Origin of the sequence: Bacteroides zhangwenhongii (genome assembly GCF_009193325.2) — a bacterium.
GTDB classification, from domain to species: Bacteria; Bacteroidota; Bacteroidia; order Bacteroidales; family Bacteroidaceae; genus Bacteroides; species Bacteroides zhangwenhongii.
Map to the genome: position 1 here is coordinate 2435024 of NZ_CP059856.1, position 17728 is coordinate 2452751.

Annotated in this window: 19 protein-coding genes; 10 read left to right on the forward strand and 9 right to left on the reverse strand. The window is 40.0% G+C overall.

The window, feature by feature from the left end; all coding sequences use genetic code 11:
• Window positions 1-20: 20 nt before the first annotated feature.
• Genes GD630_RS09950 through GD630_RS09960 form a run of 3 tightly spaced genes read left to right on the forward strand, consistent with a single transcriptional unit; the run spans window position 21 to window position 2383 of the window.
• The gene (locus GD630_RS09950) at window positions 21-677 is read left to right on the forward strand and encodes a lysophospholipid acyltransferase family protein (protein ID WP_022275454.1); all 657 of its coding nucleotides are present in this window, start codon (window positions 21-23) and stop codon (window positions 675-677) included.
• 3 nt (window positions 678-680) lie between these two features.
• The gene (locus tag GD630_RS09955; protein WP_022275455.1) at window positions 681-1250 is read left to right on the forward strand and encodes an RNA polymerase sigma factor; all 570 of its coding nucleotides are present in this window, start codon (window positions 681-683) and stop codon (window positions 1248-1250) included.
• Window positions 1247-2383, forward strand: coding sequence for an energy transducer TonB (locus GD630_RS09960; RefSeq protein WP_143868303.1), 1137 nt, complete (start codon window positions 1247-1249; stop codon window positions 2381-2383). Before GD630_RS09955 ends, GD630_RS09960 begins: the two co-directional genes overlap by 4 nt.
• Window positions 2384-2403: 20 nt before the next feature.
• Here the strand turns inward: GD630_RS09960 and GD630_RS09965 are convergent, their stop codons facing one another.
• The 4 genes from GD630_RS09965 to GD630_RS09980 are packed head-to-tail and all read right to left on the reverse strand — an operon-like array spanning window position 2404 to window position 5995.
• Complete coding sequence (locus GD630_RS09965) at window positions 2404-3276, reverse strand: pyridoxamine kinase (RefSeq protein WP_143868302.1); 873 nt, start codon at window positions 3274-3276, stop codon at window positions 2404-2406.
• Between the two features lie 18 nt (window positions 3277-3294).
• The gene (locus tag GD630_RS09970) at window positions 3295-3876 is read right to left on the reverse strand and encodes a LutC/YkgG family protein (RefSeq protein ID WP_143868300.1); all 582 of its coding nucleotides are present in this window, start codon (window positions 3874-3876) and stop codon (window positions 3295-3297) included.
• Window positions 3873-5258 (reverse strand): lactate utilization protein B, encoded by a 1386-nt coding sequence (locus GD630_RS09975; protein WP_007765470.1) that lies wholly within the window; start codon window positions 5256-5258, stop codon window positions 3873-3875. The genes GD630_RS09970 and GD630_RS09975 overlap by 4 nt, the downstream gene beginning before the upstream one ends.
• A complete protein-coding gene (locus GD630_RS09980) occupies window positions 5255-5995 on the reverse strand; it encodes a (Fe-S)-binding protein (protein WP_143868299.1) in 741 nt (246 codons plus the stop codon). Before GD630_RS09980 ends, GD630_RS09975 begins: the two co-directional genes overlap by 4 nt.
• A gap of 151 nt (window positions 5996-6146) precedes the next feature.
• Between GD630_RS09980 and GD630_RS09985 the strand changes: the two genes are divergently transcribed.
• Window positions 6147-6506, forward strand: a complete 360-nt coding sequence (locus GD630_RS09985; RefSeq protein WP_143868297.1) for a YbaN family protein — start codon at window positions 6147-6149, stop codon at window positions 6504-6506.
• Here the strand turns inward: GD630_RS09985 and GD630_RS09990 are convergent.
• The 5 genes from GD630_RS09990 to GD630_RS10010 form a co-directional block, all read right to left on the reverse strand.
• Entirely contained in the window at window positions 6476-7042 is a 567-nt protein-coding gene (locus tag GD630_RS09990) for a 5'-methylthioadenosine/S-adenosylhomocysteine nucleosidase family protein (RefSeq protein WP_143868295.1), read from the reverse strand. The genes GD630_RS09985 and GD630_RS09990 overlap by 31 nt on opposite strands.
• Before the next feature lie 106 nt (window positions 7043-7148).
• Complete coding sequence (locus tag GD630_RS09995) at window positions 7149-8051, reverse strand: helix-turn-helix transcriptional regulator (RefSeq protein WP_143868294.1); 903 nt, start codon at window positions 8049-8051, stop codon at window positions 7149-7151.
• A 395-nt stretch (window positions 8052-8446) separates the two neighbouring features.
• Window positions 8447-9826 carry a VWA domain-containing protein gene (locus GD630_RS10000; protein ID WP_143868292.1) on the reverse strand — a complete coding sequence of 460 codons (1380 nt, stop codon included), beginning with the start codon at window positions 9824-9826 and terminating at the stop codon, window positions 8447-8449.
• Complete coding sequence (locus tag GD630_RS10005) at window positions 9813-11333, reverse strand: AAA family ATPase (protein ID WP_143868290.1); 1521 nt, start codon at window positions 11331-11333, stop codon at window positions 9813-9815. The genes GD630_RS10000 and GD630_RS10005 overlap by 14 nt, the downstream gene beginning before the upstream one ends.
• Before the next feature lie 117 nt (window positions 11334-11450).
• On the reverse strand, window positions 11451-12173 hold the full coding sequence (locus GD630_RS10010) for a hypothetical protein (protein WP_143868288.1): 723 nt from the start codon (window positions 12171-12173) through the stop codon (window positions 11451-11453).
• Window positions 12174-12328: 155 nt separating this feature from the next.
• Here GD630_RS10010 and GD630_RS10015 point away from each other — a divergent pair, with 155 nt between their 5' ends.
• From GD630_RS10015 to rny, 6 genes are all read left to right on the forward strand, one after another.
• Window positions 12329-12703, forward strand: a complete 375-nt coding sequence (locus GD630_RS10015) for a hypothetical protein (RefSeq protein WP_143868286.1) — start codon at window positions 12329-12331, stop codon at window positions 12701-12703.
• 114 nt (window positions 12704-12817) lie between these two features.
• Window positions 12818-13231 (forward strand): HU family DNA-binding protein, encoded by a 414-nt coding sequence (locus tag GD630_RS10020; protein WP_143868285.1) that lies wholly within the window; start codon window positions 12818-12820, stop codon window positions 13229-13231.
• A 6-nt stretch (window positions 13232-13237) separates the two neighbouring features.
• Window positions 13238-15037, forward strand: coding sequence for a hypothetical protein (locus GD630_RS10025; protein WP_143868283.1), 1800 nt, complete (start codon window positions 13238-13240; stop codon window positions 15035-15037).
• Between the two features lie 315 nt (window positions 15038-15352).
• Window positions 15353-15646 carry a hypothetical protein gene (locus GD630_RS10030; RefSeq protein WP_007750603.1) on the forward strand — a complete coding sequence of 98 codons (294 nt, stop codon included), beginning with the start codon at window positions 15353-15355 and terminating at the stop codon, window positions 15644-15646.
• A gap of 14 nt (window positions 15647-15660) precedes the next feature.
• The gene (locus tag GD630_RS10035; RefSeq protein WP_143868282.1) at window positions 15661-15960 is read left to right on the forward strand and encodes a cell division protein ZapA; all 300 of its coding nucleotides are present in this window, start codon (window positions 15661-15663) and stop codon (window positions 15958-15960) included.
• A gap of 119 nt (window positions 15961-16079) precedes the next feature.
• Window positions 16080-17615, forward strand: coding sequence for a ribonuclease Y (gene rny / locus GD630_RS10040; RefSeq protein WP_007750606.1), 1536 nt, complete (start codon window positions 16080-16082; stop codon window positions 17613-17615).
• The last annotated feature ends 113 nt before the right edge of the window (window positions 17616-17728 follow it).

A 17728-nucleotide genomic window follows, 5' to 3' on the forward strand; every position in this document is an offset into this window, starting at 1 on the left:
AAAGAATGGAAAAGAGATTCATGCAAGCTGCTATCATGCAGATTATATATAAAGGTATATGCCAATGGTTCTTGAAACTGATCGTAGGAGTTCAGTTCACCGATTGCCGATTCCTCAAGAAAGAAAAGCAGTTCATCATTCTAGCCAACCACAACAGCCATTTGGACACTTTAAGTTTATTATCTTCTCTGCCCGGAAAACTTTTATGGAAAGTCAAACCTGTAGCAGCAGAAGATTATTTCGGTAAAAACCGCTTTCAGGCTTCCATAAGTAACTATTTCATCAACACACTGCTAATCAGAAGGAAAGGAGAAAAAGATTCGGAACATGACCCGATCCGCAAAATGCTTGAAGCCATCGATGCAGGATATTCACTGATTCTTTTTCCGGAAGGAACCAGAGGAAAGCCGGAACAGATGGGAAAAATTAAATCCGGCATAGCCCGTATCCTGTCTCTGCGACCTGAAGTAAAATATATTCCCGTATTCATGACCGGCATGGGACGTTCTCTTCCCAAAGGTAAAATGATACTGTTACCATATAAAGCATCTATCTATTACGGTATGCCCACATTGGTAAAGAGCACGGATATACATGAAATATTGGAACAGATTGCAGATGATTTTGAAATAATGAAAGAAAAATATCAAGTCATTATTGACGACGAAGAAGAATAGGCATTGTTTTTTAAAAGAACCATATCCAAACTGTCGGACGAGGAGCTACTCACACACTACGCCCAGTCCGGGGATACGGAATATTTCGGTGAATTATACAACCGCTATATCCCGTTACTGTATGGACTGTGCCTGAAATATCTGCAAGACGAAGACCGGGCACAGGAAGCGGTCATGCAGTTGTTTGAAGATTTATTGCCTAAGCTGGGAAATTATGAGATCAAAGTGTTCAAGCCCTGGCTCTACCGGGTGGCAAAAAATCATTGCTTGCAACTTCTGCGGAAGGAGAATAAAGAAATTCCGTTAGATTACACCATTAATATTATGGAATCCGATGAATTTCTGCATCTATTAAGTGAAGAGGAAAGTTCGGAAGACCGGTTAAAAGCATTACATCACTGTCTCGAAAAGTTGCCCGAAGAACAACGGACCAGCATTACACGTTTCTTTTTAGAGGAAATGTCGTATGCGGATATTGTCGAACAGACCGGATTTACTCTGAATAATGTAAAAAGCTATATCCAGAACGGAAAGCGAAACTTAAAAATCTGTATCAAGAAACAAACCCTATGAGACTATCGGACTACATACAAGGACTCCGCAAAGGAAAAGAAGCACATCGGTTGGAAAAAGAGTCGATGAAAGACCCTTTCCTGGCTGATGCGATAGATGGATACAACCAAGTGGAGGGAAATCACGAACAACGGATTGAGCAACTGCGGATACAAATTTCTGCCCGTTCTACAAAGAAAAGAAATACCTACGCTATCATTTGGAGTGTTGCCGCCTGTCTGGTGATCGGATTCGGAATCAGCAGCTATTTCCTGTTCCTGAAAGAGACACCAGAGCCTGTCATTCCGATAATTCCACAAAAGGAAATCGCACTAGCTCCCATAAAGACAAAGACGGATTCCACTCCTATTTCCCCAGTTTCCACGAAACAAGCGGATAAGAAAGATATCATCGCCAAAAGCCGGACTACCATTTCCAAGCCTCCAAGTGCTCCCATTACAACAATGCCTATGGAGGAGGAAACTTCGGATCAAACGGTTGCAGCGACAGACGAAGAAGTAATAATGACAACAGGAGCTTCTGATCCCGAATCCGTCAAAAAGATGAGAATAGCTAAAATGGCAGTTATTCCCACCAATGATATAATCAAAGGAAAAGTGACCGACCAAAAAGGGGAACCGCTTATCGGCGCCAGCGTAATGTACAAAGGAACGAATATCGGAACCGTTACAGATGTGAATGGAGAATTTTCATTACTCAAAAAAGCAGAGAACAAGCAGTTGACAGCACAGTATATCGGATATGACCCGGTAGAAGTTCCGGTAGATACCAGCCGGACAATGCTCATTACCATGAACGAAGACCAAAAAGGACTCAGCGAAGTGGTGGTAATGGGATACGGAGTCAATAAAAAGGCAAATAAAGATAACACTCCGCAACCCGTTGACGGAAAACGTAAATATCAGAAATATCTGAAAGAGAATCTGGTCCGTCCGACGGACGAAACGTGCGCACAAGTGAAAGGAAAAGTGGTATTGACCTTTCTGGTCAATAGGGACGGACGGCCTTTCCACATTAAAGTAAAGAAGAGTCTCTGCGAATCTTCCGACAAAGAGGCAATCCGTCTGGTTCAGGAAGGACCGGACTGGACATACGGAAACAAGCAGGCGGAGGTAACCGTCAAATTCGATTAACGCAAAAGCCTGCTTGAATATTAAATCAGTTCATAACTGGCCATTTGTATCGGCATATCCAGATTATGGAGTACTTTTTCCAACAAAATACCCTCGCGGTTATCATACTCATATCCGAAAGTAGCGCGAATACCCTGTAGAATAAACTGCGTGGCACGGTCCAACGCCATTGGCAAACTGTCACCCTGCATCAAAGACCCCGTGATAACACTTGTAAAAGTATCCCCTGTACCCGGATAATGGGCAGGCAGATAAGGACAAGTCACCTTCCAATAACGGTTTCCTTGACGGTTATAAGCATAAACAGAAGTTTTATGAGGTTCACCATGTACGGGAACACTGGTTATGATAACCACATCAGGACCTTTATCAGACAAGAGCCGAAGATATTCTTTCAACTCCTCATCTGTATTGTCCGCTTTATAAGGCCTGTCCAACAGATAAAACAGTTCTGTCAAATTCGGGGTAACTACATCCGCTTTTGTAATCAAGTGACGCATCTCCTTCACCATCTCCCCATCAAAATTAGCGTACAGCCGACCGTTATCTCCCAACACGGGATCAGCCACGATTAAACTATCCGGCTGCCGGAAGTCCCTGATAAAATCGGAAACGATCTGAATCTGCTTCGGAGAGCCCAGATATCCCGTATAGATAGCATCGAACTGCACTTCCAGTTTTTTCCATTCGGCAATAATCTTCGGCATTTCGTCCGTCAGATCGAGAAAAGAGAAACCGGGATATTGCGTGTGATTGGACAGCACAGCCGTAGGCAGCGGACAGACTTGAAAGCCCATAGATGAAAGAATAGGGATAACGACCGTGAGAGATACGCGCCCCATCCCCGAAAGGTCATGAATGGCAGCTATTTTCTTTACTTTATTGGCATACATATCATTTACATTTAACAACTACATCAATATTACCAATACGTCCTTTGCTCCATGTGCTCCCATCACCAAAGCCTGTTCGATATCAGCAGTCTTTGAAGGACCGGAAATAAACGTGCCGAATTTATATTCCTGCCCGTCCAATTCACGGTAAGCGTCATACATCGTATCCACTATCTTATTCCGGTCGAGCAAGATAACCAACTTCTCCGAAATGAAATAAACAGCTTTATACTTTACTGTTTGCGGAATCCAGACAGCCCCGTTCTCAGCAACTCCGATTTCTCCTTTCACCACAGCCACATCCGTGCCGTCCAACTCTTTCGGGTCATCCAGATTATCGGGATTGAACGTCGCGCACGAAATATCCGGCAACACGGAAGCAATGCGCATAGCCTCCGGATAGGTCCGACGAATCACCGCATTCACATCTTCTCCCTCACCCAATACAACAGCCGTGCCTCCCACCGCACGGCTGATAGCACAAAACTGTTCTATTTTATCGGGATATGACAACTGTTTCATATCCGCAATATCCGGCTTATCATAACGAACTTGCGTATTTTTGCGGATACTGGCTAATATTTCTTCTCTACTGCTCATTTAGATTCCTCCTTTCCCTGCACTTTGTTCTTCTTCCACATCTCATTAAACGATTCTTTGGCAAATTCCGGCAACTCACGTCCCTTTCCCCAATCATCGAAATCATTGTATTTCATAAATCGTGGCAGGCTGTTTATCATCGGAGCCGCCCACAAAGCAGCATTGAACAATGCCGGACGCTCCATCAGGAACTTCATTCCACCGGACATGATCTTCTTTCCCGTATTCGCCTTGCCCAGTCCGTCCAAATCCTGACGCCACTTATAAATCTGTTCGGCAAGATCCACTTTCACCGGACAGACATCAGAGCAGGACATACACAGAGAGCAGGCAGAAAGATTATCATAATATTTCTCCGGATCATGGGCCATACCCAGATTGATCCCGATAGGACCGGGAATAAAATAAGTATAAGAGTATCCACCGCTTCGACGATATACGGGACAAGTATTCATACACGCACCGCAACGAATACAATTCAGTGTCTTGATATGGTCGGTCTTGGACAGCAATGCACTCCGGCCATTGTCCACAATAATGATGTGATATTCACCTCCTTCGCGAGGGCGACGGTAATGGGAAGTATAGGTTGTAACCGGTTGTCCGGTAGCCGAACGTGCCAGCAAACGGGTAAATACCCCCAACGCCTCCAGGTCCGGCACAATCTTTTCCATACCGAAAGCAGCAATATTCAGCTTCGGATATGAAGTTCCCATATCGGCATTTCCTTCATTGGTACACACCACGATATCACCGGTCGAAGCAACGGCAAAGTTAGCGCCAGTCATGGCAGCTTCGGCATTCAGAAAAAGATGACGCAGGTTCTTACGGGCGGCATGAGTCAGATAAGTAGGATCAAAGTTACCTTTTTCCGTTCCCATCTCTTTCTCAAAGAGTTCACCCACCTGTTCCCGTTTGATGTGGATGGCAGGCAACACGATATGACTCGGTTCGAGATGCATCAATTGCAGAATACGCTCGCCCAAATCGGACTCCACAACATCGATACCACGCTCCATCAGGAAAGGATTCAACCCACATTCCTCTGCAAGCATGGATTTACTTTTGATGAAATGATGCACATTATGTTCATTCAGTATCTCGTACACAATGGCACAATATTCATCAGCGTCTTTCGCCCAATGCACGATAGCGCCATTGGCGGTAGCATTCTTTTCAAACTCCAGCAGGAGTTCTTCGAGATGGCTGTTGGAATATAGTTTCAGTTCACAGGCCTTGTTGCGCAACTCTTCCCATTCGGGAACTTCCTTACTCATCTTATCCCTCTTGGCACGGACCATCCAAAGGGTTTCGTTATGCCATGCTGCCATCTTGCTGTCCTGCAAGAACTTCTCGGCAGCCTTTGAATGTTTTGTACTCATGATTGCGATGTTAGAATTTCTACAATATGGATAATCTGAATGGGCAGATGTTCCCGTTTGATAACGCCTTGCATATGCATCAGGCAGGAACTGTCCGCTCCGACAATATACTCGGCTCCGGTAGCCATGTGGTCTTTCACCTTATCGCGCCCCATACATACGGAAACAGCTTGCTCTTCTACGGCAAACATTCCGCCAAAGCCGCAGCATTCGTCAATGTGGCTGGGTTCGAACACCTCGATTCCTTCTACTAGATTGAGCAAATCACGCAATTTATTGTAATAAGGGATATTTAATTCGCTGGGAGCGGAGTTGAACAATTCACGCACACCGTGACAACTGTTGTGAATACTGACTTTGTGCGGAAAGCGTGCAGGCAGTTTCGTGGGTTTGATCACATCGTGGATGAAATCGCAAAGGTCATAAATTTTTCCCGCACTCTGACAGACATGACCTTCTTTCTCTAAAATACCCGGATGATTCTCTTTCACAAAAGCGACACAACTGGCGGAGGGACCGACAATGTAGTCATATTGTTGAAACAAATCATCAAAACGGAGTGCCAGCTTCATTGATTCATCTTCAAAACCGGCATTCGCCATCGGTTGTCCGCAACAAGTCTGATCCAACGGATAATCGACGTCTACTCCCAGACTTTTTAATAGCTTATACGATGCCACCCCCACATTGGGATATATAGCATTGATATAACAAGGAATAAACAAACCTACTTTCATAATATATCATGTAATAATTTAAGCTTCTTCCGCTACATTGTTTATCCAATTGAGCAGTATTATTACAACAAGGCCGGAGGAAAAAATGTTCGCCACCGCACATATACTTTTATGATATTGCAGAATCCCTTTTTTACACTATCTTTGCCGCATGAAGACTCTATATATTGTTATAGGAACGATTTCCCTAGCACTCGGCATTCTCGGCATTTTTCTGCCGCTATTGCCTACCACACCTTTCCTGCTACTTACCGCAGCCCTTTATTTCAAAGGGTCGTCCCGTCTATATAACTGGTTGCTCAATCATCGTTATTTTGGTCCTTATATCCGCAACTACCGTGAAAATAAAGCGATTCCTCTCCGCGCCAAGATAGTTTCCCTCGTACTAATGTGGGGAACCATGTTTTATTGTATTTTCTTCCTGATTCCCCTGATATGGGTAAAGGTTCTCTTGGGACTGATTGCCGCAGGAGTCACTTATCATATCCTTTCTTTCAAGACATTGAAATAATTAGATAGCCCCTGGCGTGCATCTGCAAGTTTATCTTCCCAATGTTTCACAGAATTCTGACCGATGATGTCTGTCACGTATTTCACGGAAATAAAAGGAATCTCTTTCGAACGGCAAACGAATGCCTGTGCATAAGCTTCCATATCTACAACGTCTCCATTTACATGGGTTAATTCCGTCAGGAACCCGTCTCCGGTATTACAAATCCCGTTTTCCGTCCAATGTTTACAGAAACCTTTTTCTTCGAGCAGAGCCGATGAATCAATCTCGCACTCCAATCCGAACTCTTTCATCTTCTGCATATCACGATCCACAAACTTACGGCAGACAAAGATATCTCCTACCTGATGATTGACTGTTCCGGCACTTCCCATATTCAACACCAAATCCGGCTGTACCTGGCGGATTGCTTCTGCCAGATGAAAAGCCGATTTTACTTTTCCAATGCCTGTGCGCACATAATACGGTTCGACATCAGGCCATTTTATCTCTACAAATTCGCCTTGAACGGCGTAGGTCACTAATATTTTCAACATGGGTTTCTTTATTTTATATAATAGGATGGAGACAAAAGTACAAAATAACTCATATAAATACCTGCTACAACTAAACAAAAAATAATCTAAACCACATCATATACGTTTAGCCATAAAATTGTTCCATATTCTTCACTATACTTTTTATTTGCTCTCTCAACGGTTGAGGAGATAATACCTCCAAATCGCTTCCATGAGACAACAATTCCTGACAGAAGTCATACGTTGGACGCAATAAATATTCAAAAATAGAATACTCTGCAGTACGTTCAACCTCTTGTTGAGAATGATGTAATGGTAAAGCCTGAATATACTTAGTCTTATTTCCTAAAGTCTTTATTCTTATCCGTTCTATTTCACAAGATTCATCCACTGTAATACCAAAACTTGTAAGAAAATAAGATTGAGGATCAAAATCTTTCGGATACACAAAACTCTTCTCCGTAATTTGAAAACCGTGAATACGTTCCAATGCATAAGTACGTATTTCATCATAATGAGGAGCACGACCTACCACATACCATCTCTGCTTAAATACTTTAACACAATAAGGTTCTACCCTAAAAGTGTGCGGCTCATCCCGCCAAAAACTCTGATAAGTCAGTTCTATTGTAAAATTATCCCGCATTGCTTCAATAATAGGAGTCAAATATTGTCTGCCAGATGGAATTTCTTCAAATAAAATGCGTGTTTTGAGTTTACGGCTTTCGTTTATCAGATTATTTACAGCAAACGTATTTAGCAGCCAATTACGTACTCCTGCCTTTTCTATATCCTCCTTATTCTCTATATAATAAGAATAACCATCTCGTTTATTGCATTCTATGTTTATATCAAATAGTTCTTCTATTGCTTTTCTATGGTTATGAAAAGTGCGGAGAGGAATTTCCTCTCCACCACTCATCTCACTACGCACCCATCTCTCGTTTATTTCTTCAAATGTAATTTTTCCCACCCGGTAGATTGTATCCACCAGCCAAATGTATCTATTAAATAAATCTTTAGCCATCCTTACTTTCGTTTTTAAAATTCATTATTTACAAATATAGAGATTTTCTATATAAAACAAGCATCATTTGAACAGATCATCTTATCATCCTCTTTGCAATCGGACATCCCTGAAAAACATTTTTTCCTATTTTAACTGAATCCGATATTTAAATATTTTCTAATAATGAACAGTTCCCCAAAACCCAAGCTCCTACCTTTGCCACAGATTGAAGAATTTCAATGAAGAACATCCTTCAAAAGCCTCAGCCCCAATTTCGATTACAGATCTAGAAATTCGGATATACTTTAATAAGTTACATACACTGTTTTTAATGAGACTACTATTATCACTTACAAAAATGATAATAAGGTATGCCAAAACATGACATAATTCAAGATTAAATACAACTTTACTCACTTTATAAAAATAATATCTCCGCTATCCTCATTATATTTCCATTTCTTATTCATCAACTGCAAGATACTGTGATTATCAAAGCCTCCTATCTGTAGACTGTGAAAAATGGTCTCCTGTTCCTGACATTTCTTTATATCAGTGACAATGTCTACAGATAACTTAGGCATTACAAAATCTGATATTAACAACACGTCTGCCTGTCTATAGCACTGTGTATTCAACAATTCTACAGTTTGCTGTAGAGCAAAATCGATTCGTGTCCCCCCATAAAATGAATGGGACAGAAAATCTTCAATCTTACTTATATCTTTCTGCCAATTAGTTAATTCAAGACACTTCGTTTTCACAGAAAAAGTAATAATAAAGACTTTCCTTCTTTCTTGTAAAGCCATATAGATAATACCATAACAAGCTGCTTTAGCCACGATTTCTGGAGAACCGAGCATTGATCCACTTGTATCCAGACAAATAATGACTGGGCCTTTTTTTTCTTGAAAGAGAACGCTCCCTACTTTTTCTGTTAATGATTCCTTATACCCATATAGCCACTGCTCTAATTGATGAGAAGCATATTTCTTATAAAACAAACAATCTATACCTTGATGTAGTAATGCAAACTCACTACATAAAATACTACTTAAATCATTACCTTCATAAATACCGATGATATCAGCTTTTGTTTTCGTCACTGTCATTTCCTGTTTATTCCCCATTCTGTTTTCATCTCGTTTTCTAATTGTTCTCTTTCCCAATATGTCTGCCAAATTTTGTAGTGAATCATTATGCTCAAATAAAAGTTTATATTTCTCATAAATCGAAATATCCATTTTCTCCCATATGCCTTCACCGAGGCTCCACCAAAGATTCTTATCTTTAAAAGAGGAACGTTCTTGTCTTATTGTAGTACATACAAATTTCTGAAACTTCTTTCTATAGTAATCCAATAACTTTATCCAATAAGCTAACTGTTTCCTTGTCAACTGTTTTTTCCACCATAACAATAATTCCTCTTGTGCATAACTATCTCCACTCTCTAATTTTGAACTAAAATAGAAAAAGAAACTGTCATCAACTTGATAGGTATTTTTCAAAGCTTTACACAGCCTCCCCCAGTTTTGTAGAAACAAAATAGAATCCATCCGCATACATTCGTAAAAATAAGATTCTTCCTGAGCAAATAAATTCAAATCATGCTTATTTATCAAAGACTCTTTTAAAAATATTTCCAGTATTTCCATTGCACCAACATCTCGACTGATATAAACAGGAATAGAATCAAACACCTTATTTAAATACTCCTTTATAAAATATTTTCTCTGACCAATTATGGATAAACACAATTGATCTTTTTCGTCTTTAGATTCACTCCTCTCCATTTTCTATCTCAAAAATAGTAGCAGAAAGCTCTCCTATCAATGTCACAAATTCTATAGCTCCTACCAATTTCCAATTATCAGTACTGAATATATTATACTCAATACTTCCATTCCATTCCTTAATATCATATATAAGCTTCTTTTTAAGTTCATCGACCTCTTCTCTTTTTTCCAACAAAGCATTATAAGCTTTTGATGCATAATGATTAATAATCGGTAAACTAGCATAGCGTTCCAACGGATATTCTTGTTCATTAATCACTAAACAACCATTTTTCTCCTTTCTGATTAACACATCTGGCAAGACACGATAATTATAATCAGAGACTAGTGTTAGTTGCCGATATATCCCATTCTGCTGGAATTTTGCCTGTTCATTCTGACTAGACAACTTATTATAAAGTGCAATTGGAATAAGTATTTGATGCAATTTTACATCACTGATTTTATAAAATAATCCATCTATAATTATTATACTATTGGGTGCCGGTGCCCCCTTCTTTTTTATAATACCTTTTATATATTTATGGTAGCTGTCTATTTCCTTCTTAGACTTTTGATATAAATCAATATAAGATTGCAATAATACCTTCGTTATAGACTCCTTCACAATTTTTTTCACAAGCAATATTTGTGATTTATCATTCCATAAAATATATTCTAATAAGAAACAATCAGTGAAATCAATTTCTTTCCGATCATTCAATAACGCACATACACGCATCAAATGAATACTCTTTTTCCAACGTCGATCTGATATATACAAATCTGCAGACTGGACATCCAATTGATTTTCTTTTTCTATCTTATCTCTGATTTCATTTATAATATCCCTGATTATAGGACTTACTTTTACTTCCAAGCAATCCTTTTTCCATTGATAATAAAGCGTTTCTGTCAACGGTTGATTTATAATGATATTACAGCTATCATCTTGTATGGAGGTTATCATCTCATAAAAAAGATTTTTATCTCGTATATTCTCCACTACATATCGGAGTAGAAATCTATCCCATAATGCTTCTAATCCTTCTCCTTGCACTGGTAGTTCATTGCTGGCAGCAATCACTAGTTTTACAGGCAATTGGATTTCCTTATCTCCATTCCGGTATATTTTTTCATTCAACACAGTAAGAAGCGCATTCTGTATTGAAGGACCGGCTTTCCATATTTCATCTAAAAATATAATATCAGCAGTAGGAAGATAACCAGACACTATGCGTTCATACTTGTCTTCATCTTTCAATTTCTGAATAGAGACAGGACCAAATATTTCATCAGGAGTGCTGAAACGGTTCATTAAATATTCAAATGCCGTTGCCTTATAAAATATAAGTTTCATTCGCCGAGCTATCATACTCTTGGCTACACCAGGAGCACCTAACAAAAAAATACTTTCTCCGGCAAAAGAACACAGCAAGGATAATAAAAACACCTGTCGACGCTCATACGTACCAACAGATATACAGTCTACCAAATCCAATACAACTTGCTTATACATTTCCATTCTTCATCTTTGATTAATCACACAAAAATGAGAATAAGATATGCCAAAACAATGCACTAAATAAAAAATCCCGATATATAAATACATCGGGATACTTGATAATAATTTCTATATCTATTATTCTGTTGCTAATTTATACAATTCCTTAATCATATTCTCAGTAATACGTTCCTCCTTCTTTGAATATTGATAGTGTTTTGCAAATGCTATAATTGTTCCTTTCAAGTTTGTATCAGGCAATTCAAAGAAACTTACACGCTGCTCATTATTAATTAAGCCTTCAATCCTATAGATTTCTAATGTACCTTCCGTTTGCTCAAATGATGTCTGTACTTTCCTGAATTTATATCCCATCCAAACATTATCGTCTCCTTGGGGAGTAGCATTTTTACCCCAAAATCCCCAAGATCCCTTGTTTCTGACACAAATTACTTTGGGTTTTATAATATTTTCAATTATCAACTGATTAATACATAAATTCTCCGCCAAAAAAGATATTCCCTCACTGGTTTTCAAAAATTCAACAATATCACCTTGTTTAGTACGTCTGTAATTAAACAAATCCAAATAGGCTACCTTATCTTTCAGTGTTTTCGGAATAATTTCATCAATCGTTCGAAAATAGCGATCATTCAGAATAGCCTCTTGATATTTAAAATGATGTCCTTCAGAACAATCATCTTCGTCTTTTACACGTGCAGAAGGATTAATCCCTGTAAAAAGGATATCATACTGCTCCGAAACTTCTGAATAACAATAAGTATTCTTTGATAAAATCTCATTAATATCCCCATACTTTCTCCATAATTCAGCCAGTGCATGTTGTAATTTGTTTTCCATAATCATTTTTTAGTTTGTTACATTAATCCATTTTTATTCCTATGCACATCTTATCTTAATAAACTTATATGATAGTTTAATCACGAAGCTCTATTTTTCATTTGCAATGATACAACTAACCTATGCCAATCCATGTCACAGAATACATAAATATTATGAAAAAGCAAACAATAAAAGTTTGTCCAAACTATCGACTCCGACAAACGAGCAGCATTCCATCTGAACAACATCCAACTTCCTATCTTATGAATAAACATATCATTGGTTCTTTCCACAAAAATAGCTATTTAATTGGAGTTATAAACAAGTTGCGGTTAAAATTGGGAAATAAGTTATTTGATCCTCACCCTAATTTTAATCAAACACTTCTTTTTTACTCTGTTTTTTGTAACCACCATTCTTTTTTCTACCTTTGTATTGTCTTAATGGACAAGATGTTTTTACCGACTCATAAGGAAGATTTAATAAATCCTACTGCACAGATTAATAACTTCCCCTTATCTTTTAGCAAAATCATCCGCACGAATTAATCTGTTGCACTTGAGCAACCACCCAGCCGCACTTGTGCAACTCGCCAGCTACACTTGTCCTACTCGGAAGTTACTCAACTGCAAACAAGTAGTAACCATAAAAAACGATCACTCGTGAGCATACTTTATAAAACAACCCGTTTTGCAGATACCTTTACAGGTAACAAAGAAACGAACGTACGCGTACAGCTCCTGTCATGGGATACATTGGACACCAAAGCCTTCGTTGAGTACCTGGCGGACAAGAACAATCTATCGAAAGGGGATGCATACAAAAATCTTACTATGGTATTGGAAGGTATAGAAGCTGTTCTGAAAAACGGAAACATCCTCAATTTGGACGACTTCGGCAGTTTCTCACTGAACGGCAGTTTCTGCAAGGACAAACAACCCGATGAAAATCATCGGGCGGAATCCATAGAAATAAAGAATGTTATATTCAAAGCTGAAAAACAACTGAAGAAACGTATAGCAACGGCCGGATTTGAAAAGTACAATCCCGAAAGACACAACAAACGCAAATACTAGAACAAAATGGAATACACCAGAACTTACTCCATCCGGAAAGGTGAATACTTTGCGGATGCGTTGAAGCGTGCCGGGAAAGAATTTATACCGACTAATTGTATCATCAACAAGCTACTGCCCGGACTGGGTGCTACGCATTGCGAACTGATAGCTCCACGAAAATCAATCATCATCGAGCCTAATGTGCCCGTCATCGAATCAAAAGCTAAAAAACATAAGAATGCATTAGCCGTTTACAAAGGAGTGACTGTCCGGAAAATTATAGATTTCTTGGAAGATAACCACGACAGGCATTACAAACTGCTGACTACTCCCGAAGGTTTCGCCAAAATAAAAGAGGCGATGCAAACGGTAGGCATAGATATGTACGAAGAATGTTTCATTTTATTCGACGAATGTGAGAAATTAGTGCAGGACGTACACTACCGTGACTCTATCCGCGAACCGATGAACGATTTTTTCCTCTTTCAAAATAAGGCGCTGATTTCCGCAACTCCCATTATTCCCGAAAAAGACAACCGTTTCGACGGCTTCGCACGGGTACTGATCCAACCGGACTATGCATACCGGCAGAAATTAAAACTAATTACTACAAACAATGTGCTGGAGACACTGCAGGAAGTAATCGAAGCCAAACGAGGAACAGTCTGCATTTTCTGCAACAGCATTGACTCGATAGACAGTTTCTACCGTCTGATTCCGGAACTGAGCAACGCCTGTACCTTTTGCAGTGAAGACGGGCAATATAAACTTTGGAAAGGCAACCGTCGGAAAAAGTCAATGATGATTACCGAACTGGAACGTTACAACTTCTTCACCTCAAGGTTTTACTCGGCCGTAGATATCATCTCTTCCAACCCTCCGCACGTGATTTTCATTAGCGATTTGTTTGGTGCTACCCAATCGGTTATCGATCCTGCTACCGAAGCGATTCAGATTATCGGTCGGTTTCGTGGCGGAGTAAATAGCGTGACACATATCGCTTCCATCCGCCCGGATCTGGAATGTATGTCATCCACAGAAATCGACGACTGGATTCGTGGCGCTTCCACCGTCTACAACAATTGGAAATCCCAACTGGCACGTACCTCTAATATTGGTGAACGGACTCTATTGCAGGAAGCGATCGGAGAAAATTCATACCTCCCCTATCTGGACGACAAAGGCAAACCGGATCCGTTCCTGATTGCCAACTTTTACGAAAAGGAACAGGTGAAACGACTATACACTTCTACTGACCTGCTTCGCGATGCCTATCGGCAGACCGATTATTTTGTTTTCTCTCATGAAGAGCGTCTAATGCCTGTTTCCGACAATGAACGTATGGCGATACAACACCGGCTAGCAAAGAAAAAAAGGGCGGAACTTATCGTCCGCAAACTGGAAGAGATGGAGAAGATGAGCAGGACAACTGATAAAAAGCTACAAAAACGCTACCAGCGTATGCTAGGCAACCTGATTACTTCGACTGCCGACAGATACATATACGATTGCTTCTGCTGCTTCGGAGCGGATTTTATCCGCCAATCCGATTATAACGAGAATAAGTTGCGCACGGCATTGAACGTAAGCAGCGAACACACCATCAAGAAATCGGCACAAATGCGTATATCTATCCAACGAACTTTCCCCATAGGCTCCGAACTTTCCGTTCAGGAAGCGAAAAGTATGCTGAAGCAAGTATATAAAAAAATGGGACTGAATACGGGAAGAGGTATCACGACAAAGGAGTTGGAACAATATGCGGAGATAGAAAATAACCGAAATCGTACAGGAAGAACAATTAAAATACTGAAATTCAAATAATTGACTATAAAGTGCAACTTTTCTAGCGGAAAAGATCTGATTCTCTTATAGTTTTTTTGCAAACTTCGTTTACTTGGAGACTATTTTAGGTACTAATTAATTGATTAACAGCGATGTGACATTTTTGTTTTTCCCCGTATAATACTTAAAATAAAAACAAAAATGTCACACCGAACTACCACACATTCAAAGTCTATATCTTTCACACCCTAACGCTGAAATACAACTAATTTGAGCTAAAAAGAACATTTTATCCCGAAAAGTTTTTGTAATATCAGAGTTAATCGTATTTTTGTGTACAATTTTGGTGTAGTAATGACAGAAGAAGAAAAAAAGTTATTGAATACCTTTGAAACGCGGCTACGGCATTTGCTCTATTTGCATGATGAGTTAAAGCGTGAGAATGTCGAGTTGAAAAAGCTTCTTGATTTCGAAAAATTGAAAAATGAGAAGATACAGGCTCAATACGATGAATTGGAAGTCAACTATACGAACCTAAAAACAGCTACGGCAATCAGCCTTAACGGCAGCGACGTAAAAGAGACGAAGCTGCGATTGTCAAAATTAGTGCGTGAAGTCGATAAATGCATCGCTTTGTTGAATGAATAAGAAGGAAAGGATGTATGAGCGATAATATAATAAGAATAAACCTGCATATGGCAGATGCGTGTTATCCGGTATTTATCAATCCAGAGAATGAGGAGATAGTACGGGCGGCCGCCAAGCAGGTTAATACCATACTTGGTGAGTACCGGAAAAAATGGGGGCATCTGAATTTGGAACCGGAAAAAATTATAGTTATGGTAGCCTATCAGTTCTCATTAGAGAAACTGCAATTGTTGCAACGTAATGATACCGCTCCCTATACGGAAAAGGTAAAAGAACTGACTGAATTGCTGGAGGATTATTTCAAGAAAGAATAAATTTTATCCGGTTATTCGCTGATAAGAGAAAACAACCACGCACTGCACAATATCCGAGCAAGAACTTGCTTAGATATTTGGTGGTGCGTTTTTATTTATATACTTAAATTAAATGTAGAATGATAGTAATAATAGCAACAGCAATTGCTTGCTTCATCGTAGGTGGAGTACTCTCGTACATACTGTTCAGGTATGCTTTAAAGTCCAAATACGACAATGTCCTGAAAGAAGCAGAAACGGAAGCGGAAGTAATTAAGAAGAACAAGCTGCTGGAAGTGAAGGAGAAATTCCTGAACAAGAAAGCAGATCTTGAAAAAGAGGTAGCACTCAGAAATCAAAAGATTCAGCAAGCGGAAAACAAGCTGAAACAACGCGAAATGGTACTCGGACAGCGCCAGGAAGAAATTCAACGCAAGAAGATGGAAGCCGAAGCTGTCAAAGAGAATCTGGAAGCGCAACTTGTCATTGTAGACAAGAAAAAAGAAGAACTTGACAAACTGCAACAGCAGGAAATCGAGAAGTTGGAAGCAATCTCCGGATTGTCCGCCGAAGAGGCTAAAGAACGCCTGGTGGAATCATTGAAAGAGGAAGCTAAAACACAAGCCCAGTCCTATATCAACGACATCATGGATGATGCGAAACTGACTGCTAACAAGGAAGCGAAACGTATCGTAGTACAGTCTATCCAACGGGTAGCTACAGAAACGGCTATTGAGAATTCCGTTACAGTATTCCATATCGAGTCGGATGAAATCAAAGGACGTATTATCGGACGTGAAGGTCGCAATATCCGTGCATTGGAAGCTGCTACCGGCGTTGAAATCGTTGTTGACGATACTCCGGAAGCGATTGTTCTTTCCGCTTTCGACCCGGTTCGCCGTGAAGTAGCCCGTCTGGCTCTCCATCAGTTGGTAACCGACGGACGTATCCACCCTGCCCGTATTGAAGAGGTAGTGGCAAAAGTACGCAAACAAGTGGAAGAAGAAATTATCGAAACCGGTAAACGTACAACAATTGACTTGGGTATCCACGGTCTGCATCCTGAATTAATCCGCATTATAGGTAAGATGAAATATCGTTCTTCATACGGTCAGAACCTTTTGCAACACGCACGCGAAACTGCCAATCTTTGTGCGGTGATGGCTTCGGAGCTGGGATTGAACCCGAAGAAAGCTAAACGCGCAGGTTTGTTGCACGATATAGGTAAAGTGCCCGACGAAGAGCCGGAATTGCCGCACGCATTGCTAGGTATGAAGCTTGCGGAAAAGTATAAGGAGAAACCGGATATCTGCAACGCTATCGGTGCCCACCATGACGAAACGGAAATGACTAGTTTACTCGCTCCTATCGTACAGGTTTGTGACGCCATCTCAGGTGCACGTCCGGGTGCTCGCCGTGAAATCGTAGAGGCGTATATCAAACGTCTGAACGATCTTGAACAGTTAGCTATGTCTTATCCGGGTGTGACAAAGACGTATGCTATTCAGGCCGGTCGTGAACTTCGCGTTATCGTAGGTGCGGACAAGATTGACGACAAACAGACTGAAAACCTGTCCGGTGAAATCGCCAAGAAGATTCAGGATGAAATGACTTATCCGGGGCAAGTGAAGATCACTGTTATTCGTGAGACACGTGCGGTTAGCTTCGCTAAATAAAAAAAACAGAGAATAATTTCACCACAGATTACACAGATTCTCACAGATTATTTTCATTAAAAAACAACAGTTTAATGATTAATCTGTGAGAATCTGTGTAATCTGTGGTGAGT